Origin of the sequence: Dyadobacter endophyticus, assembly GCF_014641595.1 — a bacterium.
Lineage (GTDB): Bacteria > Bacteroidota > Bacteroidia > Cytophagales > Spirosomataceae > Dyadobacter > Dyadobacter endophyticus.
Genome location: NZ_BMIA01000003.1, coordinates 1,086,217 through 1,108,812 on the forward strand (window position 1 = coordinate 1,086,217; position 22,596 = coordinate 1,108,812).

Consider the following 22,596-nt stretch of genomic DNA (forward strand, 5'->3'; position numbering starts at 1 on the left):
TTCAATTTGCATTCAGTATGAGTGAAGCAACTGCTTTCAACACGGAGCAAGACTTATTTTTCAAACAATTAAGACAAGAGACAGCGGAAAGCCACCAGTCACTGGAAGATAACCGACTTTCCAAAGCAATACTCAATCCCTCCGTTTCCATTCAGGATTACCAGACTTACCTGGCCGCTCTTTTCGGAGTGACTGTCGCCTGCGAGGATCAGATATTCCCCGCTATTTCCCACGTTATCACCGACTTGCCCGATCGTTACAAATCGCGACTGATCATCGACGACCTGCTTGCGACGGGTTTTACAGAAGCTGAGATCGACGCATTACCCGTTTATCATTTCGAATTTTCTTCGGTCGCTCAGGCGCTGGGTATCATGTATGTGCTGGAAGGTTCGACGCTCGGCGGAAGGTTTTTATACAAACACACGCATGAAGTGCTGGGACTGAAATTCGAAAACGGCGCTTCCTACTTCTGGGGATATGGTACGCAAACAGGGAACCTGTGGAAAAGTTTCATCTCCGCCCTTACCCAATTTGTCGAAGAGCATGAAGAAAGGGGCGAGGTAATCGCCAGTGCAAAAAATACTTTTACCATCATTGACAATTGGCTGAGGCAAACAGGCGCAGCGAGCGTGACCCGGCCGGTCGTAACTGATCAGCATGAATGAATATTAAGGACATCGTAAATCGCGACATTGTCAATCTGACCAATTGCGAAAGTGAACCCATCCATATACCAGGCAGTATTCAACCCCATGGTTTTTTGCTGGGAATAAAAAAAGGTGATTCGAGGATCGAATTCTGCAGTGCCAATAGTGCCGTATACATCGGCGTCGGCCCTGAAACGTTGCTTGGCAAAGATATTTCGGATATTTTCCCAGGGGAACAGGCCTCGCGATTCGCCATGTACGCCGGCGAAGAGGTTATCGACTCCGCAAAGCCGTTTGTGTTCTCGCTGAACGGGACTTCGTTCAATACCACCGTTCACCAGAGCGGCGGCAATGTGATCATGGAGCTGGAACCGTTCCCCGACGGTACCCTGAACTTGCCGAACCTCTACACGCAGACACGGAATTTCGTGTCGATCATGGAAAAATCCAGCGGCTTGCTGGACCTCTGCCAGGAGATCGCCGATGAAACGCGCGCCATTACCGGTTACGATCGGGTGATGATCTACCGCTTCGACGACCAGTACAATGGAGAGGTGATAGCCGAAAGCCGACGCGAAGACCTGGTTTCGTTTGCTAACCAGAAATACCCGCATACCGACATCCCCGCACAGGCACGCGAACTGTATATCCGTAATCCGCTGCGAATGATCGCGGACATCAGCTATACGCCGGTACCGCTGCTCACCATCGACGATTCTGCTGACAAGGGAAACCATTCCCTGGATCTCAGCCTGTCGATCCTCCGCAGCGTATCTCCCATGCATATCGAGTATCTCAAAAATATGGGTGTAGGTGCGACGTTGACCATTTCACTGCTCCAAAACCAGAAACTTTGGGGTCTTATCGCCTGCCACCATTATGCGCCGAAGATATTGCCACATTATACACGCCTTTCCGCATTGCTGCAGGGCCATTTCCTGACCTCGCAAATAGCGGTACGGGAAGTGGCCGAGGAATACAAAATCAGTGAAGAAGTGGACAAAGCCTTGGTGGAAGCGCTGGCGCTACTGCACGAGACCGAAAACTTCATGGAAGCCAGCCACCGTTCGCCGGCATTGCTGAAACTCGCGAATGCGACCGGCGCCGCCATTTACCATGAAGGCGTCCTGTATACCAACGGCCTGGTCCCCTCAGATTCCGAACTGCTTGATTTATTCACATTTCTCGCAAATGCATACCCCAATCAGGCGTTCGAGACAGACAACCTCTCCGACGTTTATCCGGCCGCGAAAGACATTTCCAAATATGCCGCGGGGGCGATCTACCATTCAATGGTTTCCGGCGAAAATGACGGGATTTTATGGTTGAGGCAAGAAAAAATCGAGACAATCAACTGGGCCGGTAACCCGGATAAGGCTGTTTTACCTAATGAAGACGGCGTACAGCTTTCCCCGCGCAAATCGTTCGAGCTATGGATGGAGATTGTGAAGGATAAAAGTGCCCCGTGGCGCAAATCGGAGGTTAATGCGGCGTCGAGCTTTTCCTATGCACTGCAAAAGCATATTAATTACCGGATTATCAGGGCGCAGGAAGATGAAAACAGTATCCTCAACGATGAATTGCGGCTTGCCAACAAGGAACTGGCCAACCTGAACTGGATATCGACCCACGATCTTAAAGAGCCGCTTCGGAAAATACAGATCTTCGCATCAAGGGTGCTTGATCGCGAAGATCCCGACCTGTCTGTTCAGGTTAAAGATTCGGTTGAAAGAATGCGTTTCGCAGCCGAAAAGATGCAAATGCTGATCGAAGATATCCTGACCTACTCGAAAGCGGGCAGCATGGAAAAAACCTTCGTCCTCACAGATTTGAACGAGGTGCTACGGAATGTACTTTCGGAATTGCAGGATACTATCGATGAAAAAGGTGCTGCGGTTCATGCGGAAGATTTACCCTTCCTTGAAATCATACCTTTCCAGGTACACCAGCTCTTCATTAACCTGATCAGCAATGCGATCAAATTTGTAAAAACCGACGAACGGCCTGCTATCAGAATAACGGCAGACGTCGTCGAAGCGACAGCTGTTTCCCTTGAAAAAACCGCATCTGCCCGATATCACGCCATTGCTTTTCACGATAACGGAATCGGCTTCGAGGCAGAATACGAAAGCCGGATCTTCGATATTTTCCAGCGCCTGCACCCCGCCCACAAGTACCCGGGCACAGGCATAGGTCTGGCGATCTGCAAGAAAATCATGGAAAACCATAAAGGGCTGATTGATGCAAAATCGGTTTTCGGTGAAGGTTCTGTGTTCACCATATATTTCCCGGTTGCGTAACAGCCGATTTCTGTGAGTACATTGTTCCTCAGCTTAGCTGCTCATCGGGCCAGGCTGAGGATTTTTATGTAGTTTAAAATGAATGCAATGCCGCTGACAGGCGGTTTTGAATCGTCTAGCGGTCACCGGCGCGGATTGGTATTAAATTATTAGGATTTGTGGGACAACAAAAAAGTAAACCACATGTCAGTAGCCGCAGCCCCTGCATTAACAACCGACGAGCTTGTCATCACGGCCCGTCAATTTAAAAAACTAAGAAAGAATCCTGCATTGACAGCGGAAGCGGCCGGGCTTCATTATGTCCAGTCTGCCGATGCGCCTGGCTATACCCGCAAAGGAAAAGCACCCCGGTTCTACTATACCGATGCTGCCGGCCTGCGTTGCAAAGATCCCCAGGCGATCAAGCGCATTAAATCGCTGGTGCTCCCGCCCGCCTGGACCAATGTATGGATCAGCGCCGATCCGGACGCACATTTGCAGGCCACGGGAATCGACGCTGCCGGCAGGAAACAATATCGCTACCATCCCTACTGGAACCTCATCAGGAACCAGACCAAATATTACAAACTCCTGACTTTTTCCGAAGCCCTGCCGCTATTGCGCGAGCAGGTGGAACATGATCTCCGAAAGCGCGACTTCGACCTTTCCAAAACCATAGCATTGGTGATCAAGTTGATGGACAAAACCTGTATGCGCGTGGGCAACCAGCGTTACAAGGTTCGCCACGGCTCGTCGGGCATTACTACGCTCGATGCCCGCAGTGCGACAGTCACCGGAAGCCGTATCCGATTTATATTCAAGGGAAAGAAGGGCATCCGGCAGGACATTACCCTACAAGATAAGCAGCTGGCACGCCTGGTAAAGCAATGTAAGGAAATGCCCGGGAAAAGGTTGTTTCAATATGTCACGGAAAGTGGCTGCAAATGCGCACTGAACGCCCAACAGGTCAACGATTACATTCGCCGCCATACAGGCGCTACCTTCTCGGCAAAGGACTTCCGGACCTGGATGGGAACTGTTACCGCGTTCGAATACCTCAGTCGCCAGGAAAAGACATCGTCGCAACGGCAGCTGACCCGTGTACTAAACACCTGTCTCGACGCCGTGGCCACTCATCTGGGAAATACGCGGGCGGTTTGCAAGAAATATTATGTTCACCCCGCTGTTTTCAGAGCTTACGAGCACAATCGCATCCAACGCTTCCTGAACAGGCAGGTTGAAGAAGCCGCCTATTTTTCAGAAACCGAGCAGCATGTCCGGGCATTGCTAGCCCGCCCCAATTGAGGGTTCTGCCGACATTCGGAAGCATATACGCGTGCCGTTTCCCTCGCGGCGGGAAATATCTCCAACATATACGCAGGCGAAAAACGCCTTATGCGCTCCTTCCGCGGCTGTTAAATAATGGCACAGCATTTGAAAACAATGCAACTGTTTACAAACAAAACTTGTCACAAACTTTAACATTGAAGAACCATGGAAACCAATGAGAATTTAATTGAAGTAATGAATGATTTGATCCGAATTAACAACGACCGCGTGGATGGTTATGAAAAGGCGCTCACCGAAGTTGAAGACATAGATGTTGACCTGAGAGGCATCTTTCAGAAAATGGCCAATGAAAGCCGTGAGAATATCAATGAACTGAGCACAGAAATCCGCAGGCTCGGCGGCGAAGTGACATCGGGAACGACCACTTCCGGTAAGATCTACCGTGTGTGGATGGACATCAAGGCCACATTTACCGGCCACGACCGCACATCGGTTCTCGAAAGCTGCGAGTATGGCGAGGATGCCGCGCAAGAAGCTTACGACGATGCATTAGCTACCGACGCCGATCTGCCGGTCGATATTCGTCAACTGATCGCCAACCAGAAAGCAGAATTGCTCGAATCGCACAACCTGATCAAGAAATACCGCGATCTGCATCAGGCGGTCAATTAAAAGAGAATATATAACGCGTATAAGAAAAATGGGTGAGACCGAGAGGCTCACCCATTGCTATGTTGATATACTTCTGGAAATTACCGCAGGTCGACCACTTCCACACCCGGATATTGTTTGGCATTGAAGGCGAAAAAATTGTCGGCCACATTCACGTCCGCTACAAACTGATCTACCTTATAAGTTACCTCCTGTCCGTTCTTTTGAAAGATCTTCCAGCTGCTGATCGACTTATCTGCCTTATTCACCTCGATCTGCACTTTATTAACCTGGCTGTTTTTGTTGGTTGACGTTAATTCAACCACTTCGACTGCCTTTCCTGCTTCCTGTCTTTCCTTTACAAAAGCGGATTTGAAACCCTTTTTATAGGCTGTGTAAATTTTGGTCGGGTCCAGGTCGCCGCCAGCAGCGGGGTCGAAATCCTGCAAATTCACTTCATTGGTTTCCTTGATGTACGTGGCCATCAGTTTACCGTCGTTAAAGATCTCCTGACCAGCCATTTTCAACCTAAACTTCGTTCCTTTCACGGTCGCTTCTCCTTTCAATGGCTTTTCACCCTTGGTAATGTAGGTAAAAAGTGCTTTAAAGGATTTGATCTTCTGGTACTTGCTGCTCATGGCGTTCAATATATCCGATGACTTTTTATCACCCTGCGCATTGGAAGCGAATGGGTTTAAAAGCATAACCGTCATTACCGCAAACAGGCAAGCACATTTCTTCAAATTTCTCATATTCAATTATTTAATCCTTACTAAGTTTATAAAAACGGGGTTTTTAGTGAAATATTTCAATTTTAGACTCTGCAAGCATCCAGGGGTTTAATGCCGTTCGAACTAGCTAACCCCCATTACGCGGAGATGCTCTTCCAGCATATTTAGGTCGTGGTACATCACATCGCGTGCTTTACTTCCGGTGAAAGGCCCTACTACGCCCAGCACTTCCAGTTGGTCCATGATCCGGCCTGCGCGGTTGTACCCGAGCTTCATTTTACGCTGGATCAGTGAAGTACTCCCTTGCTGGTGCGTCACGATCAGGCGCGCGGCATCGGGTAGTAAACTGTCGAAATCATCCGGGTTAAGATCCGCCTTACCTTCCGCGGCGTCCTCACCTTCATATTCTGGCAGGGCATAAGCTTCGTCATAGCCGCGCTGCGCGCCGATATACTCGCAAACATCCTCGATCTCGCGGGTGTCTATAAACGGGCATTGCAAACGGATTACCTCCGAGTTGATCGCCAGCAGCATGTCCCCCTGCCCCACCAGCTGTTCGGCGCCACCCATATCAAGGATGGTACGGGAGTCGATACTCGACGTCACCCTGAACGACAGACGTGCCGGGAAATTCGCCTTGATCAACCCCGTGATAACCTTCACCGAAGGTCGCTGCGTCGCCACTACAAGGTGAATACCTACCGCACGTGCCAGCTGGGCCAGACGGGCAATTGGCGTTTCAACTTCCTTACCGGCCGTCATCATCAAGTCGGCCAACTCATCGATCACCAATACAATGTATGGAAGGAAGCGATGCCCTTTTTCGGGGTTCAGTCTTCGCGCCGCAAATTTCGTATTGTACTCCTTCAAATTCCGTACCGCGGCTTCTTTCAGCAGGTCGTAGCGAGAATCCATTTCGATACACAGGGAATTGAGTGTAAAAATTACCTTCTTGGTATCTGTAATAATGGCTTCTTCGGCATTGGGGAGCTTCGCAAGAAAATGCCTTTCCAGCTTGTTGAAAAGGGTTAATTCCACCTTTTTCGGATCCACAAGCACAAATTTCAGCTCTGCCGGATGCTTTTTATAAATCAATGAGGCGAGAATGACGTTCAAACCGACGGACTTACCCTGCCCGGTCGCACCTGCCATGAGCAAGTGGGGCATTTTTGCCAGATCGGCAATGTGAATGTCATTCGAAATGGTTTTGCCCAAAACAATCGGCAAGTCGTAGTTCGACTTCTGGAAACGTTCATTCGCAAGCACCGATCGGGCAAAAACCGTTTCCCTGTTCTTGTTGGGCACCTCGATACCGATCGTTCCGCGGCCGGGCATAGGCGCAATGATACGGATACCGAGCGCTGCAAGGCTCAATGCGATGTCGCCTTCCAGGTTCTTGATCTTCGAGATCCGGACACCGGCTTCCGGGATGATCTCGTAAAGCGTTACCGTCGGCCCGATCGTCGCCTTAATTTTCGATATATTGATACCATAGCTGCCAAGCGTATCGACAATCTTGGTTTTGTTGCTTTCCAGCTCTTCCTGGCTTACTTTTTCATGCTGGTTCTCAACAACTTCGTTCAGCAGGTCGATATGCGGAAAATGATAGGATGGCAAGTCAAGCATCGGGTCATATTGCCCGAATTCGCGTAAAATCGACGCATTGACATCCTCATCTTCGAACTCCTCTTCCTCAGCTTCCTTCCCCTGCGTGGTATCCTCTACTTCCAGTTCCAGAAGCGGTTCGGATGGCACCGCTGATACTTCCATCGGCATTACAGGCAACTCCATGGTCGTCGATGCAGCGGGTACCGGTGGAGCCGCAACCGGCAATACCACTGCGGGATGCGGAGCAGGGCGGGGCGTCTCCTCTTCTGTTTCCAGATCGGAATCCGGCTCTTCTTCCGAAATCATCACCTCATCATCATAAGTATCGTTTACGACCGACACAAATGCGCTCTCGGAAGCTGTAACGGCAGCCGGATCGCTCGGAGAATGCGGATCTCCTGTATCCTCACCCGCTACTTCCGGTTTCGCATGCCTTGCCTGCCACGACTCATATCTGTCGCGCACATCGTAAAAGAACACCGCGAAAACGAATAGTGCAAAGAGAATCGGCAATACGCTCCCCCATTTCAGCCAGTCGAAAAGCGACACATTGATGAGGTAACCGAAACCGCCGGAGAGGAAGCTGAGCGTGTTTTCGGTATTGCTCATGAGAATCACATAACCCATCAGCACACTTACCCAGAGCGTAAAAAAGATCACCTCCCGGGTCGTTCTGCTTAACGGCAATATTTCCCTGCCGAATGCCATTTTCCAGCCGGCTACAAACGGCACGAGCGGCAACAACAATGCTCCTACCCCAAACCAGCGATAGACGAAAATATGCGAAACCACTGCCCCGAGCACGCCCAGGAAGTTGCGGGTCTGCCGGCCTGCGTCACGCAGCGACTGGTGCCCCAGACCGTCCAGCACGCTCTGGTCGGACAGACCGGTGACAATGTAGGAGAAAAACGATGTTTCCAGGATTAATCCCAGGATGATAAAGAAAGTGCCCCAGGCCAACGTGTTCTTCGGACTGGTGAAAATGTGTTCCCAATCGAGGGATACACGAAAGCGGGGAGCGGCGGCCTCCTCCGGTTTCTGGCGCTGTGTGTTACCTCTTGGCTTGTTGACTGACATTTATTTCTATTCCGGGAATGCGTGAAGTGCTGTTTTAGATTTTACTTCCTGACCAATGCCTTGCAGATCCTGCTGACCACACCGGGCCCTTCGTAAATAAAGCCGGTATAAAGCTGAATCAGGCCGGCCCCTGCATTTATTTTTTCCAAAGCTTGCCCGGGAGTGGCGATACCGCCGACTCCGATAACGGGAAATGCATGATTGGATTGTTCACAAAGGTAACGAATTACTTCCGTCGAGCGATGCGTCAATGGGGCGCCGCTCAATCCGCCCGCCCCTATGTTAGCCACTTCCGTCCGATCGGTTACAAGGCCTTCGCGGCTGATCGTCGTGTTGGTAGCGATCACTCCTGCGATGCCGGTTTCCTTTACAATATCGATAATATCATCGAGCTGGCTATTGGTAAGATCCGGCGCTATTTTCAGGAAAATGGGTTTGGGATTGACCCTTTCGGCGTTCCGGGTTTGCAGTTCTTTCAAAATTTCAGTCAATGGGCCTTTCTCCTGCAAATCCCGCAATCCGGGTGTATTTGGCGAGCTTACATTCACTACAAAATAATCCACCACATCGAACAACTCCCGAAAGCAGATCAGGTAATCGCTTAGTGCCTGCTCGTTCGGTGTATCCTTATTTTTACCAATATTACCTCCTACCAGTATTTTGGATTTACGTTTCGCCAGTTTCGCCGCAGCCACCTGCACGCCCTTGTTGTTGAAACCCATGCGGTTGATGAGCGCCTTATCCTTTTTTAGCCGAAACAAACGTGGCTTATCATTCCCCGGCTGCGGGCGCGGCGTAACCGTCCCGATCTCGATAAACCCGAAACCTAATGCTTCCAGCTGGTCTACCATTTCGGCATTTTTATCGAACCCCGCGGCCAGCCCTACCGGGTTACGGAACCGCAAACCGGCCACTTCCTGCACCAGGTCGGGGTGCTCGTACGTGTACAACGCACGCATGATCCTCGGCATAAAGGGGATTTTAAAAGCGATATGCAGCACTTCACATACAAAATAGTGAATGCGCTCAGCGTCAAACAGGAAAAGTATAGGGGAGATCAGAATCTTATACATCCTGCAAAAATAGAATGTTTCACAGGAAGGCGCGGGTGGGTCGGGGAATTTTATTTTAAGTCTTGCAGCAGTTGTTTCAAATGACTGTCAGATCGCTAATCAGCTCCGTCACCGCCACCAAATCGGATAAAATCATCGATCATCACGACGTCCCGTAGGTCTTGTGGTCTCCTCGCGAGTATCTTCAATTCACGTAAGTCATTTATCCATTCTGCTTTGCGGATTTTAATGGTCCTATCACGGGTACTGTGATCGAAGCCTATAAAAAGTTCGAATTTTTTCCGGATCTCAAAAAACCTGTCGAATCGCTCACGCGGCGTTTCCCCCATGCCGGTTAGCATTACATCGACATACGGGTCATCGAGGCTTTTATAAATAGTGATTATTCTCTTCTTCGTTTTCATGCCTCTAAAAATCTATGCAGAGTAAATATCGGGATATTCACTAAACAATAAAAGCACCCTTTTCAGGATGCTTCTATCAACTTTCAAAGTAACACGACTACTTTTTCTCCGGCCACACATATTCGAACTTGCCGTTGATCGGCGCGCCGAAGTAGTTAACACCGAGGAAATCGAGGCGCTTTTTGTGGATTTCCATGCGTTTGCTGAAATCTTCGAAGTTCTTGCCCTCTTTAGAAGTCCATCCGACTTCAGCCAGCGCGGTGGCGCGGGGCCATACCATATATTGTACGTAGGCAGGAGTTTTCATGTATTCGGTCCACACGTTGCCTTGCACGCCGAGAATGTGCTTCGCTTCGTCGGCTGTAAGTTCCGCGGGCGTTGGTTCGTAGGAATAGGACTCAGCCAGGTCGGTGAAACCGCCAATTGCGATCGGTTGTGTTTTGGCGTCGGCCTGATAATGGTCGAGGTAGCAGAAGTTACCGGGTGTCATGATCACGTCGTGGCGCTCTTTCGCCGCGGCGATACCGCCTTCAATGCCGCGCCAGCTCATCACTGTGGCATTTGGAGAAAGGCCCCCCTCGAGGATTTCGTCCCAGCCGATCATCCGGCGGCCTTTGGCAGTAATGAACTTATCGATCCGCTTGATGACGTAGCTTTGCAGACCGTGCTCGTCTTTCAAGCCTTCTTTCTGAATGATATTCTGGGCAAAACGGCTCTCCTTCCACTGTACTTTCGGGCATTCGTCGCCGCCGATGTGGATATATTTACTGGGGAAAAGGTCGATCACTTCGGTAAGAACGTCTTCCAGGAACTTGAAAGTCTCCTCACGCGGCATGAAAACGTCGTCGTAAACGCCCCATTTCGTACCTACTTCATAAATCTTGTCGGGATTGTTACCCAGCTGCGGATAAGCTGCCAGTGCCGCCAACGCGTGGCCCGGCATTTCGATCTCAGGGATCACATTCACGAAACGATCCTCTGCATATTTGATAACCTCTTTAATTTCATCCTGTGTGTAAAAACCTTCATAAGGCTGACCATCGTATTTATGGTCGCCGTAATGCCCCTTCATCGTCTCTTTGCGTTTCGAGCTGATGGTTTTCAGTTCAGGATACTTCTTGATCTCGATGCGCCAGCCCTGGTCGTCGGTCAGGTGCCAGTGGAACTGGTTCTGCTTATGCAATGCAATCAGGTCGATGTATTTCTTGACAAATTCAATCGGCATGAAATGACGGCACACGTCGAGCATCAGACCGCGGTAAGCGTAGCGCGGCACGTCTTTGATCGTAACGTAAGGCACGGTCCATTTCACGCCGGTGACCGACGCACCGGCGCCCGGAGCTTCGCTGAATACCTCTGCCGGCAACAGTTGCAGGAGAGTTTGGACACCATAGAATGCTCCCTTGGCGGTCTGCGCCTGGATGGTTACGCCCTGGGATGTCGACAGCAGGCGGTAACCTTCTTCGCCGAGGCTGGCGTCCGATGATACCGCGAGCGTGATATCACCTTTGCCTTTGGTGGTTGTCACAGTTTGTCCGGTGGCCTTTCTAAGTTGCGCGGTGAGCATGTCCGCTACATGTGCCCATTTGGCGTCGGCAGGTGCGCCGACTTTCGTTTTTGCTTTGAGCGTCCATGCGCCTTTGGCGGTCAGGACCTGGGTGGGTTTGGGGATGACATTGATCTGCGCGAATGCAGAGTGTACGAGCACGCAACAGATCAGTCCGAAAAGGAAGCGTTTCATCAGGTAGGAATTCAGTATTTATTAAAATTATTTAAAAATGCTGCAAGTTAATGTGTTCCCTATTTAAAATACTGCGGATCTTAAATTTTTTATAATTTTATGTAATTATTTCAAAAACGGGCACGTTACCATGATTAGGTGTAACTTTGTACCCTCTACCGCTTTACAACTAGGTTTTGTTACATTCTTCACACGCTGTCAGCCAATTTCGCAACCTTAACTCCTAATAAAATCTAAATCCTATACCCGTGAAAAGCACTTTGCTTCTTAACAGTCTTGCCCTATTTTTACCTGCACAACTTCTTTTTGCATCTCCTGAAAGCCGGCCGTTTCCTGTGAATGGTACAAAATCACACCGCGTGGTCGGCGGTAAACTTGTCGGCAAAATCGTGGAGGCGCCCGATAATGCCGGGGTAGCATTCGCCACAATCGCGTTGCTAATGCCCAAAGATTCGTCCCTGGCCAATGGCGCAGTGGCCGATGAGAACGGGGTGTTTACGATTGCCGATGTAAAACCAGGCAGCTACATCCTGCGTGTAACCAATATGGGTTACCAAACGCTTTACCGGCCCAATGTAAAAGTAGCCGCCGAAGCCAACTTGCTCGATTTGGGTAGCATTACCGTGAAGGCCGAGGCACAAAAATTGGCCGAGGTGGTGGTGAAAGGTGAAAAAACGATGATTGTCGACGATATCGACAAGAAGATCGTCAATATCGGCAAGGACATGCTTGCTACGAGCAACAACGTGAGCGACCTGCTCGAAAAAGTACCGGCGGTTTCACTGGACGAGAACGGCAACCCGCAGGTACGCGGCAAAGGGAATGTGGTCGTACTGATCGACGGCAAGCCGTCCAACCTCTACGGCAGCGACCTTCCTACCATCCTGCAGTCTTTTCCGGCGAACCTCATCGAACGGATCGACGTGATGACGACCCCTTCCGCGAAATATGAAGGCGAGGGCGCATCGGGGGTAATCGACATTATTACTAAAAAGACGAAAATCCGTGGCATGAACGGCGGTGCGCGGTTGAGTATTGGCAACAAAAACAACAATGCGGCGTCGGGTTACCTGAGCTACAAAGCCGGGAAATTCGGTTTGAATGCGTCCCTCAGCGGGCAAACACGAGCCACCACCTGGGAAAGGAAATTGAACCGCGATAATTTCGTGACCGAATCGACCTCGCATCTGCAGCAGGATGGTACCGGCGGCAATAAGGGCAAGAATGCATTCGGTCGTGTGGGTGTCAACTATGATTTTAATGACAAAAACTCCATTGAAGCCGGCGTAAACTACTCCCGCGACAACAGCCGCAACAACAGCAATATCTTCAACCAAACCACGCTCGCTTCGGGTGTGGTATCAGAAAGCTTCCGCCGCCTCAACAACAGCAAAGGCAATGGCGATAATGTCAATTTCAGCTTCGATTACCGCCGGAAATTTGCTGATAAAGACCATCAGCTCAATTTCAACTCGAGCTACTCCCTTGGCGGCTCCGACGGAGAATCGTATTTCGCACAGGAAAGCGCTGTCGACAGCCTGCTGCGCAACCAGCAGAACCTGCGCAACAACAACCGCCATTCGCTTTTCCTGAATGCCGATTACACCTGGCCCATCACGCCCAAAGCGACACTTGAAGCTGGTGTACGCTCTCGCACGAGCTCGAACGACAATGTAAATGCGTTCTACAATCTCGACCGTGAGACGAACGGATACGTTTTTGACAACAATATCAGCAATGTGTTCGGCTACAAGGATGCGACTTACACCGGTTTTATGACATTCTCACAGAAAACCGACCTCTGGGGACTCCGGGCCGGCCTTCGGGTAACAGATTATAACCAGGATATCGACCAGGTGAGCCGTAACCAGGATTTCAGCGTGCATTTTCTTACGCTCGTGCCTTCCCTTGCGGTGACGCGCAAACTGGGCGAATCGTCCCAGGTAAAGCTAAATTACAGCCGCCGCGTGCAGCGTCCCGAAGCTGACTGGTTGAACCCCTATACCGATGTTTCTGACCCGCGCAATGTAAAAACCGGTAATCCCAATCTGCGTCCCGAGTTTACCCACAAAGCCGAAATGGGTTATTCCAACTACGAGGCCAACGGCGGCTGGGGGCCATCGCTTTTCATGGATTATTCTAACAATGCAATCACGCAGATCCGGACGATCGATGAGGCTGGTGTTTCGCTCACCAGATACGACAACGTGGGGCGCGAGTTCTCTTATGGTTTTGAAACCGATTTCTCCCAAAAACTATTTGGCGACGTGTTGAAGCTCAATGGCAGCGGTCGCGTTTTCCGGAGCGAGGTGGTATCGACCCTTGCGCAGATCGACAACCGCACATGGAGCTACTCCGGTAACCTGAATGCATTCATCACGCTTCCGGCCGACTTCCGCGCGTCGGCTTATGTAAACTACGAGGGCCCGCGGGCAATCGCACAAGGCACGCGCGACGGCGTCTTCATAGCCAATATGGGTATCCGCAAGGATTTGCTTGAAAAGAAAGCGACCATCTCCTTTAATGTGCAGGACATTTTCCTATCGCGGAATTACAGAAGCCAGCTGAATACCGCCACGTATTCGCAGACGTCGAACTGGCATCAGACCAACAGGCTTGTGAATGTGACATTCCAATACAGGTTTGGCAAAATCTCCGCAAGTGGCGACGATGCCTGATACACCCGGGAACAATTGTTAATATATGTGAAAAGGAAGGGCCGTCGCGACCCTTCCTTTTCATTTACAAGCAGTTCGCAATTGCCACTGGTGGTGTCGTTACGCTCATTCTTGCCCAAATGCCGACTCATGGAACGGTTTTTGCAAATAGCTGGCACAGGAGTCGATTAATTTTGCTTATTTAAACCCCGAACACGCAAAGTGATCTAAAAACGTAGTCCGGACAACCGGACTACGGAAAAGGTCCAAAACTTTAAACAAAATCTTTACACAAATGAAAAAGCTCAAAATGCTGGCCGCTCTGTTACTCGTAACCGCTGGCTCGTACGCACAGAAATTGCCCGCTGACTCCATATTTTCACAGTTTTACAAAGCAACGGGCGGCAAAGGTTTATGGGACGGTGTAAAATCTTATAGTCTGACGAGAAGTTATTCCGCCGCCGCGGCCACTCCGTACAACGCGGTGATCACGGCCTCCATACCCGAACAGTCCATTTACAAGAACAAAACCATCATGAAACGCAGCTTCGTGTATACGGTGAAGGGCGACCAGGGGTGGATTAAAGTGCCGATCGGGCAGAAAGTGGACGTGAAAGACCTCAGCCAGGCCGAGCAGCAGAATATGCGTTTGGAATTGTATGATAACCTGGTGCCTTTTATCGATTATAAAAACCGCGGGCTGATCGCCACGACTGTCGGTGTCGAAACCGTCAATGGTGTTCAGGTCAATAATGTTGAATTACAGGGAAAGGGTGTAAAGTACAATCTCTATTTCGACGCTAAAACAGGTCTGCTGGTACGCCAGAAGACGAATCAGGGCGGCGTTGAAACCACTACCGATTTTTCAGATTATGCGAAATCCGCGTACGGTATTTTGTACCCTGCTAAACTCGTGGAACTCAACAGTTCCGATAAAAAACCGGTTACGATCAAATCGGCATTGACGGTCAACGACAATGTAAACGTCGAACTGTTTAAAAGATAAAAACCTAGATTCTCAACGCCTCGATGTGGCGGAAAACAGCCAGGGATGAAGAAAGCACTGAAAGTATTGGCCATAATAATCCTGACAGTTTTGATTCTGGTTGGCGTGTTGATCTGGGGTATCCAGACACCGTTCGGCCAGAATTTTTTAACGTCCCAGGCAAATTCCTTTTTACGTAAAAAACTCAAAACCAAGGTCAATATCGAAAAGGTGCGCTTCGATATTCCGGATTGGGTACTGCTCGAAGGCGTTTATTTCGAAGACCTCCATGGCGATACGCTCGTGGCGGGCAAGCGCCTGTACGTAGACCTCGACATGTACAGCCTCATTAAGGGTGACATTGGGATCAACAAGGTGGAACTGGAAGGGGTGAATGCCAATATCAACCGCGTTTTGCCGGATACGACCTTTAATTTCCAGTTTATTGTCGACGCATTCGCCGGCACCGCGGAGGTCGACACAACGCCGTCGAAACCGCTCAAAATGCGGCTTGACCGGATTTCCCTTAAAAATGTCCGGTTTTCTTATCGCGACGCGGTTATCGGCACCGATGCTTCGGGCAACATCGATTCAGCGGTTGTGAAATTCGACAAATTCAATCCGACTATTTCGCAATATCACCTCACCAGCACGGCATTGCACAACAGCAAGGTGAAGCTGCGAATGTACCCCGCATTGAAAACAGCTGCCGCCGGTCCCGAGCCGAAGCCCGATCCGGCCGATTCACTGGATATTAAAGTAGGCGACATCGATATTCAGCAATTCAAATGGCAGTTTGATGACGAGGTTTCAGGGCTCAAAAACGGCATGACGGTGGGCAAACTCGCCGGGCATGTGAACAGCGTTTACATGGGCAGCCAGCGCGTGGATGTGAAAAACGTTTCACTGCAAAGCATGTCGCTTTTTGCGGAATTTGCTAAAAAGCCGAAAACACCGGAGCAAAAGAAAGATACTACTGCGGCCGAGGCCCCGGCGGCCGGAGCCCCGGCGGCAAACAGCCCCGGCTGGTATGTAAAAGTGGGTGAGATTAAACTGGCGGACAATGATATTCGCTACGACGATTTCAATTCACCTGCCATACCCAAAGGCCTCGACTATGCACACCTGAATGTCAAAGACTTGAATGTCGATTTACAGAACTTCCTTTTCTCACCCGAAAATATAGCAGGGGCGCTCAAATCTGCCTCATTCAAGGACAAAAGCGGTTTCCGCCTTGATGCATTCCGGACCGATTTCGCCTATGGCGACCACGAAACTTACCTCCGCAATCTCTATTTAAAAACACCCAATACCCTGTTGCGCGACGAGTTGAGCCTGCGTTATAAAAACCTCGACCAGCTTACGAACGACATTGACAAGGTAAAACTCAAACTGCGCCTCACCGACAGTCGCATTGCCTTTGCAGACATTCTGTTGCTTGTACCCGATCTGGCCAAGACTCCCCCATTTGATGCGGAGCCGAACGGCGTCGTGAAAGGCACGGGGCAAATTAGCGGGTCGGTGGATGATATGCTGATTTCCAAAGCGAAGTTCACCATGCTCGACGGCACCGTTCTGAGCGCCGACGGCCGGCTGAAAGGTCTCCCGAACGCAGAAAAGCTTGATCTGGATCTCAATATCAATGAAATATCTTCCACAAAAGCGGATCTGCTCAAAATGCTGCCCGACAGCGTGGTTCCCGCTTCAATCGAATTGCCTGATGCTATCAAGATTTCAGGAAAAGTGAAAGGTTCGATGGAGGACCTTACGCTGGCGACGACCATCAACACGACGTTTGGAACAGGCACTTTTTCAGGTAACCTTAAAAACATCACCGACAGCCTTCGGGCACAATATAATGGTACGCTGACCCTTACGGAATTCGATCTCGGAAAACTCACCAAACAGCCCCCTGCCGAAATGGGTAAGCTCACACTCCGTGCCGACGTGGATGGTGTGGGGTATGCCTCTAAAACAATGAAAGCGCGGCTGGATGGCAATATTGAAAGTGCAGATATTAAAGGTTATGTCTACCAAAACCTGAAATTAAAAGGTGATATCGACCATGGCCTGGCCAATATTTCCGCAGATATGGACGACCGCAACATCGATCTCGACCTGACGGCGCAGGCCGACCTTTCGAAAGAATATCCATCGGTTAAAGCGGATCTCGAAGTGACTAATCTCGACCTGACCGCCCTTAATTTGTACACCGATTCGTTGCAGGTAAAAGGCAGCATCAAAGTCGATATGCCTTCCACCAATCCGGAAAACCCGCTCGGAACCGTAAATGTAGACAGCCTTGTGCTGACACACCATCGCAGGCCGGTCGGTATTTCCAATATCAATGTGCAATTGACCGATTCCGCCGGCGGCAGACAGGCTTATATCGAATCACCTTTCCTGAAAGCCAAAATGACCGGCCAGTATTCCTATACAGATATTGGCGACGCGATCCTGACCGAGGTAGGAAAGCATTTCAAATCACCCGACCTGACTTACAAAGAAGTTACCAGGCCGGTCAACTTCGCCCTGGATGCCACGCTTACCAATCACCCGGCCATCCAGGTTTTTGTGCCTGAAATACGGGAAATGAAAGCGATACAGCTGCATGCGCAAATGGATAACCAGAAAGACTCGTCGCTGGTGGCCCGGCTAAGTGTCCCGATGGTAAATTACGACAGTACCATCGTGGAGCGCGTGTCGGTGGATTTCAGCACCGTGGAGGCCAATGCAGCTTTGAATGCGAATGTAGGGCTGGTTAATACGGGCGGTTTCAGAATGCAGAATGCATCGTTGGCAAGTCAGATCGTCAACAACGATGTCAAGTTCGATTTCGTCGTCCGCGACTCGTTGAGTACCGAACGACACGCCGTAAAAGGTGACCTGGTCGTCAACAACAATCAATACCGTCTCAATTTGCGTGACGACCTGCTTTTGAATTATGATAAATGGGAGGCCGACACCGCGGGTTACGTGCAATACGGATCCGACAGCGTGTATGTGAAAAATTTCGCGATCAGCAACAAAGGGCAGTCTCTGAAGATCAATTCGACCTCCGAAGCGCCGAACAGCCCGCTCGACGTCACGATGTCGAATATCTCCATCGGCCCGCTCATTGAAATCGCCACCCTCGATTCTACGCTTGCTACCGGGACATTGAACGGTAAAGTCCTGCTGAGTAATTATATGACTGCACCTGTGTACACGGGAGAACTGACAGTCAATAACCTGGCAGTAACTAAAATACCGGTGGGTGACCTGTCACTGAAATCGACCAACGAAACCGAAAACCTGATCCGCGTGGCGATGTCGCTAGTGAACGACCAGAACGACGTTAATATCAATGGAAGCTACAATCTGAAATCCGAAACACCGATGGATTTCAAGATGGATCTGAAAAAACTCAGCGCCAAAACCATCGAAGCTTTTAGTTTTGGCGAACTGAAACGGGCGGAAGGTAACCTGACAGGCGATATCGCCATCACGGGCTCCACTGACAGCCCCCGGCTGAACGGTGCCGTCAATTTCGACAATGTAGCATTTAATGCGACGCAGTTGGGTTCAAGATACGCTCTCGCCGGGCAAAAGATCCAGTTCAATGGTCAGAATATCAATTTCAACAACTTCACGATCACCGATTCGCTGAACCAGGCGATGAAGATCAACGGGAATGTGAGCATTGCCAAGCTCCCGGATGTAGGCTATAACCTGACTATCTCCGCTAAAAACTTCAATGTCCTGAACTCAACCCAGAAACAGAATGAGCTGTTTTTCGGGAAGGCCAATATCGATGCTAACCTGACTGTAAAAGGCCAGGGCGCCAAATCGGTGATCGATGGGAATGTGAAGGTGGATCCCGGCAGCAATATCACGGTGGTAATGCCCAGCGATGCGACCGAGGCAGGCGACGCTACCAAGGGGGTGATCGAGTTCGTGGATATGAGCGACCCGACGCAGGTGGTCAAAAAGGATTCTATTGAGGCTGAACAGAATGTCATGGTAGATTTTGCTTCGCAAATCTCGCTCGATATCGCTGTCGACGACAAATCGGAATTCAAAGTTGTGATCGACGAGTTGAACGGGGATAATATCCGGCTGAAAGGTAATGCGCAGCTCAATACGGGTGTCGCCCCGAACGGGCAGTTGTTTCTCCTCGGATCATATGACCTGACGGAAGGCTCCTACGACCTCACGCTGCAAATCCTGAAAAGGCAGTTCGAGATTAAAAAGGGAAGTACGCTCCTCTGGACGGGTGATCCGATGAAGGCCGATTTGAATATTACCGCCGCCTATCCCGTAATGGTAGACCCGGGCTCTATCGCCGCCAAATTTCAGGGTGCAAGCAAAATACAGGTCGAGGTGCAGATCGTGATTACAGGAAATCTCACGACGCCTAACATTACATTTAAGATCGTAATACCCGAAAACTCCGTTGACAAGCAGGTTCAAAACGACATTACCCAGCAGACATTCTGGAAGGATATGGAGAACAACCCTTCCGAGGCGAACAAGCAGGCATTTGCATTACTGATCACGAACAAGTTCATTACCGACCAATCTACCGCCGGCTTTAATATCGGTTCGAGCGCAGAAGCTGTGGCCCGGCAAAGCGTAAGCCAATTGCTCAGCGATCAGCTCAATAACCTGGCGTCGGATCTTGTGAAGGGTGTCGACCTCAACATTGGCTTGAACTCCACCGCCGACCAGACCACCGGTGCCCGCACCGACCTGAACGTGGGCCTCAGCAAGGCATTTTTGAACAACCGGTTGAAAATTTCCGTAGGCAAAAACTTCGAGCTCGAAAGCAAAACCAACTCGGGCAACTCAACCGAGGTTTTCGACAACATCGCCCTCGACTATTCTATCAGCAAGGACGGCCGGTATATGTTCCGGGGTTACCGGAAAAACCAGTACCAGTCGATACTGGAAGGTTTCATCATCGAAACGGGGGTCAGTTTTATCATTACGGCGGATTACGACCTGATCCGCGAAATTTTCCAAAAGCAGCACAATGAGAAGTAATGTAGGGTATATACTGGCGATCTGTATTTTCCTGGGCAGCTGCTCGGTCAATAGGTATGTACCCGAAGGCCAGAGCATTTATGTAGGCAACAAGGTGAATGTGCAGCCCGACAGCATTTACAAACCGAACGTATCCGGGGTGGCTGATCAACTGGAAGAACTGATCAAACCACCTGCTAATAAGACCATTTTTGGCTTCCCCTGGAAAGTCTGGTTCTACTACTGGATCGGCGAACCGAAAGATGAGGGTGGGCTGCGGAGCTGGTTCCGTAAAAAGCTCGGCGAACCTCCACGTTATGCAACCCAGCGGATTGTGGATATCAATGCCGCCAATATGGTTGCATTCCTCGATAATGAAGGTTACTACCGCTCCAACGCTAAGGGTAAGATCGTCCCGAACAAGAACAAGCGAAAACGTACCGCGATCACGGAATTCGATGCATACGTGATGCCGCGCTACGTGATCAACGAGATTAGCTACGTCGTGCCCGATAGCTCGCTTTTCAATCGCGACCTGGTTTTAGCCAAAGAAAAAACGCTGCTTAAAAAAGGCGACCCGATCCGCCTGGAAGTGATCACGACCGAGCGCACGCGCATTGACCAGGAATTGAAAGGAAAGGGTTATTACTATTTTAACCCCGATTACCTGATTGTAAAAGTAGATTCAACTATTGGTCGCGCCGACTCCACATTGGGTCCGCAACAGGTGAATCTGTTTCTCGAAACCAAGAAGGAAACGGCTCAGACTTCGCTGAAACAGTATTTTATCAACCGCATTTACGTCAATACAGGGACGGACGAAAACAAGCTGACCGACACGTCCGGTCTCGCTGCGCGCGGCCCGCTGCGCCGGGGCATTACCATCACGGATCCCGGCAACAATTACAAACGCCGCATTTTCTATGATGCCATCGGTTTCAGAAGGGGAAATATGTATACCAATACAATGCATGACGTCTCCCTGCAAAGGCTGATCAACCTTCAAAATTTCCGGTTCGTCAAAAACCGTTTCGAACTTGTTCCCCGCTCCGATTCTGCCTTGCTGGATGTGTATTATGACCTTGCGCCGATGAAGAAAAAGTCGCTGCAGACAAGCCTCTCGGCCAGTACCAAATCCAACAACCTTGGCGGCTCGGAGCTGGAAGTGAAATGGCGCAACCGGAACTTCTTCCGCGGTGCCGAAATGCTGGCGATCAAAGCATATTTCGGATTCGACGTGCAGCTGGGTGGAAGCCGTACTACTTCCAATAACATTGGGAACGAATATATCCGGTATGGTGCCTCGGCCGATCTTTCGTTTCCAAGGTTTATTATTCCGTTTGTAAGGATCAGGCCAGAAAAAAGTCAGTCTTTGCCTAAAACCATTCTTTCCTTAACCTACGAAAACCGGATACAGCGTAACTTTTATACTACGCGTTCCATCCGGGGCGATTGGTCGTATGTGTGGCGCCGCAACTCGGAAGTGGAGCATACTTTCGCGCCGATTTCCATCAACTTTGTGGAACCGAGGAATATCAATACCGAACTGCTGGGGGAAGTTGCAACGGACCCGAATACCAACCCGCTGGACGTCGACCGGCTTTTCAGGCTTGTCGATACTAAATTCTTTATCATGGGGTCAAACTATTCTGTATCCTATCGCCCGACTCCCCGGCCTTTTAGTAAAAACCAAATCGCGATGAGTGGCGGTGTCGAATGGGGCGGGAATATTTTAAGTCTGCTGGCAAAGAAAAACTCCGAAGGATATCCGAAAGAGTTTCTTAAAGTACCCATTCTGCAATATGTAAAAGTAGATGGAGATGTAAGATATTACCGCACCATCACACCTTCGATCAAATGGGCGAACCGCATTCTCGTGGGAGCTGCCAAGCCATACGGAAACTCGAAAACAATGCCCATACCACAGTTTAAACAATACTTTGCGGGCGGTAGTACCGGGATCAGGGCATTTCGCGCACGCTCGCTGGGGCCGGGATCGGTAGCTCCGGATACGTTATCTATTCGCTTGCTGGGTTATCAGTCTTTTGCGGATATCCGCATGGAATTCAACTCGGAAGTACGGATGAAATTCACCGACATCATCAACGGAGCCGTTTTTGTGGACGCCGGAAATATCTGGTCGTTCGGAGATAGTACCCGCGCCTCCTACCCTGGCACTGCGCTAATCAGCAACAAGTTTTTGAAACAAGTGGCAGTCGGTGGAGGTATCGGTTTACGGCTCGACTTTTCGTACCTGATTTTCCGCCTTGATCTCGCGACACCATTCCGCAAACCGTGGTATGTGAATGAGGCCAAGACTGTGAGCGATGAAGGCACTGTTTTGGAATACAAAAATCCGTGGGTATTCAATGAAATCAACTTTGGAAGTAAAGCCTGGCGAAAGGAGAATTTGATATTGAATATAGCGGTCGGGTTACCGTTTTAG

Annotated in this window: 13 protein-coding genes; 8 read left to right on the forward strand and 5 right to left on the reverse strand. The window is 50.0% G+C overall.

Annotated elements, in window-relative coordinates; genetic code table 11:
- Window positions 1-17: 17 nt before the first annotated feature.
- The 4 genes from IEY24_RS24325 (at window position 18) to IEY24_RS24340 (ending at window position 4,891) form a co-directional block, all read left to right on the forward strand.
- A complete protein-coding gene (locus IEY24_RS24325) occupies window positions 18-668 on the forward strand; it encodes a biliverdin-producing heme oxygenase (protein ID WP_188937032.1) in 651 nt (216 codons plus the stop codon).
- Window positions 665-2,950: an ATP-binding protein gene (locus IEY24_RS24330; protein ID WP_188937034.1), complete on the forward strand. Its 2,286-nt coding sequence runs from the start codon at window positions 665-667 to the stop codon at window positions 2,948-2,950. The genes IEY24_RS24325 and IEY24_RS24330 overlap by 4 nt, the downstream gene beginning before the upstream one ends.
- Window positions 2,951-3,133: 183 nt before the next feature.
- Window positions 3,134-4,234 carry a DNA topoisomerase IB gene (locus tag IEY24_RS24335; protein ID WP_188937036.1) on the forward strand — a complete coding sequence of 367 codons (1,101 nt, stop codon included), beginning with the start codon at window positions 3,134-3,136 and terminating at the stop codon, window positions 4,232-4,234.
- A 189-nt stretch (window positions 4,235-4,423) separates the two neighbouring features.
- Window positions 4,424-4,891, forward strand: coding sequence for a ferritin-like domain-containing protein (locus tag IEY24_RS24340; RefSeq protein ID WP_188937038.1), 468 nt, complete (start codon window positions 4,424-4,426; stop codon window positions 4,889-4,891).
- An 80-nt stretch (window positions 4,892-4,971) separates the two neighbouring features.
- Here IEY24_RS24340 and lolA1 read toward each other — a convergent pair whose 3' ends face one another.
- The 5 genes from lolA1 to IEY24_RS24365 all read right to left on the reverse strand — a co-directional run bounded on the left by lolA1 (window position 4,972) and on the right by IEY24_RS24365 (window position 11,504).
- Window positions 4,972-5,622 (reverse strand): outer membrane lipoprotein periplasmic chaperone LolA1, encoded by a 651-nt coding sequence (gene lolA1, locus IEY24_RS24345; protein WP_229222975.1) that lies wholly within the window; start codon window positions 5,620-5,622, stop codon window positions 4,972-4,974.
- A 102-nt stretch (window positions 5,623-5,724) separates the two neighbouring features.
- Window positions 5,725-8,286: an FtsK/SpoIIIE family DNA translocase gene (locus IEY24_RS24350; protein ID WP_188937046.1), complete on the reverse strand. Its 2,562-nt coding sequence runs from the start codon at window positions 8,284-8,286 to the stop codon at window positions 5,725-5,727.
- 41 nt (window positions 8,287-8,327) lie between these two features.
- Window positions 8,328-9,359 (reverse strand): quinone-dependent dihydroorotate dehydrogenase, encoded by a 1,032-nt coding sequence (locus IEY24_RS24355; protein ID WP_188937048.1) that lies wholly within the window; start codon window positions 9,357-9,359, stop codon window positions 8,328-8,330.
- Between the two features lie 95 nt (window positions 9,360-9,454).
- The gene (locus IEY24_RS24360; RefSeq protein ID WP_188937050.1) at window positions 9,455-9,763 is read right to left on the reverse strand and encodes a hypothetical protein; all 309 of its coding nucleotides are present in this window, start codon (window positions 9,761-9,763) and stop codon (window positions 9,455-9,457) included.
- A gap of 97 nt (window positions 9,764-9,860) precedes the next feature.
- Complete coding sequence (locus IEY24_RS24365; RefSeq protein WP_188937053.1) at window positions 9,861-11,504, reverse strand: beta-N-acetylhexosaminidase; 1,644 nt, start codon at window positions 11,502-11,504, stop codon at window positions 9,861-9,863.
- A 248-nt stretch (window positions 11,505-11,752) separates the two neighbouring features.
- Here IEY24_RS24365 and IEY24_RS24370 point away from each other — a divergent pair, with 248 nt between their 5' ends.
- From IEY24_RS24370 to tamL, 4 genes are all read left to right on the forward strand, one after another.
- Complete coding sequence (locus IEY24_RS24370; RefSeq protein WP_229222979.1) at window positions 11,753-14,182, forward strand: TonB-dependent receptor; 2,430 nt, start codon at window positions 11,753-11,755, stop codon at window positions 14,180-14,182.
- A gap of 274 nt (window positions 14,183-14,456) precedes the next feature.
- The gene (locus IEY24_RS24375) at window positions 14,457-15,167 is read left to right on the forward strand and encodes a hypothetical protein (RefSeq protein ID WP_188937055.1); all 711 of its coding nucleotides are present in this window, start codon (window positions 14,457-14,459) and stop codon (window positions 15,165-15,167) included.
- Between the two features lie 45 nt (window positions 15,168-15,212).
- Window positions 15,213-20,171, forward strand: coding sequence for a translocation/assembly module TamB domain-containing protein (locus IEY24_RS24380; protein ID WP_188937058.1), 4,959 nt, complete (start codon window positions 15,213-15,215; stop codon window positions 20,169-20,171).
- Window positions 20,161-22,596 carry a translocation and assembly module lipoprotein TamL gene (gene tamL, locus IEY24_RS24385; protein WP_188937060.1) on the forward strand — a complete coding sequence of 812 codons (2,436 nt, stop codon included), beginning with the start codon at window positions 20,161-20,163 and terminating at the stop codon, window positions 22,594-22,596. The genes IEY24_RS24380 and tamL overlap by 11 nt, the downstream gene beginning before the upstream one ends.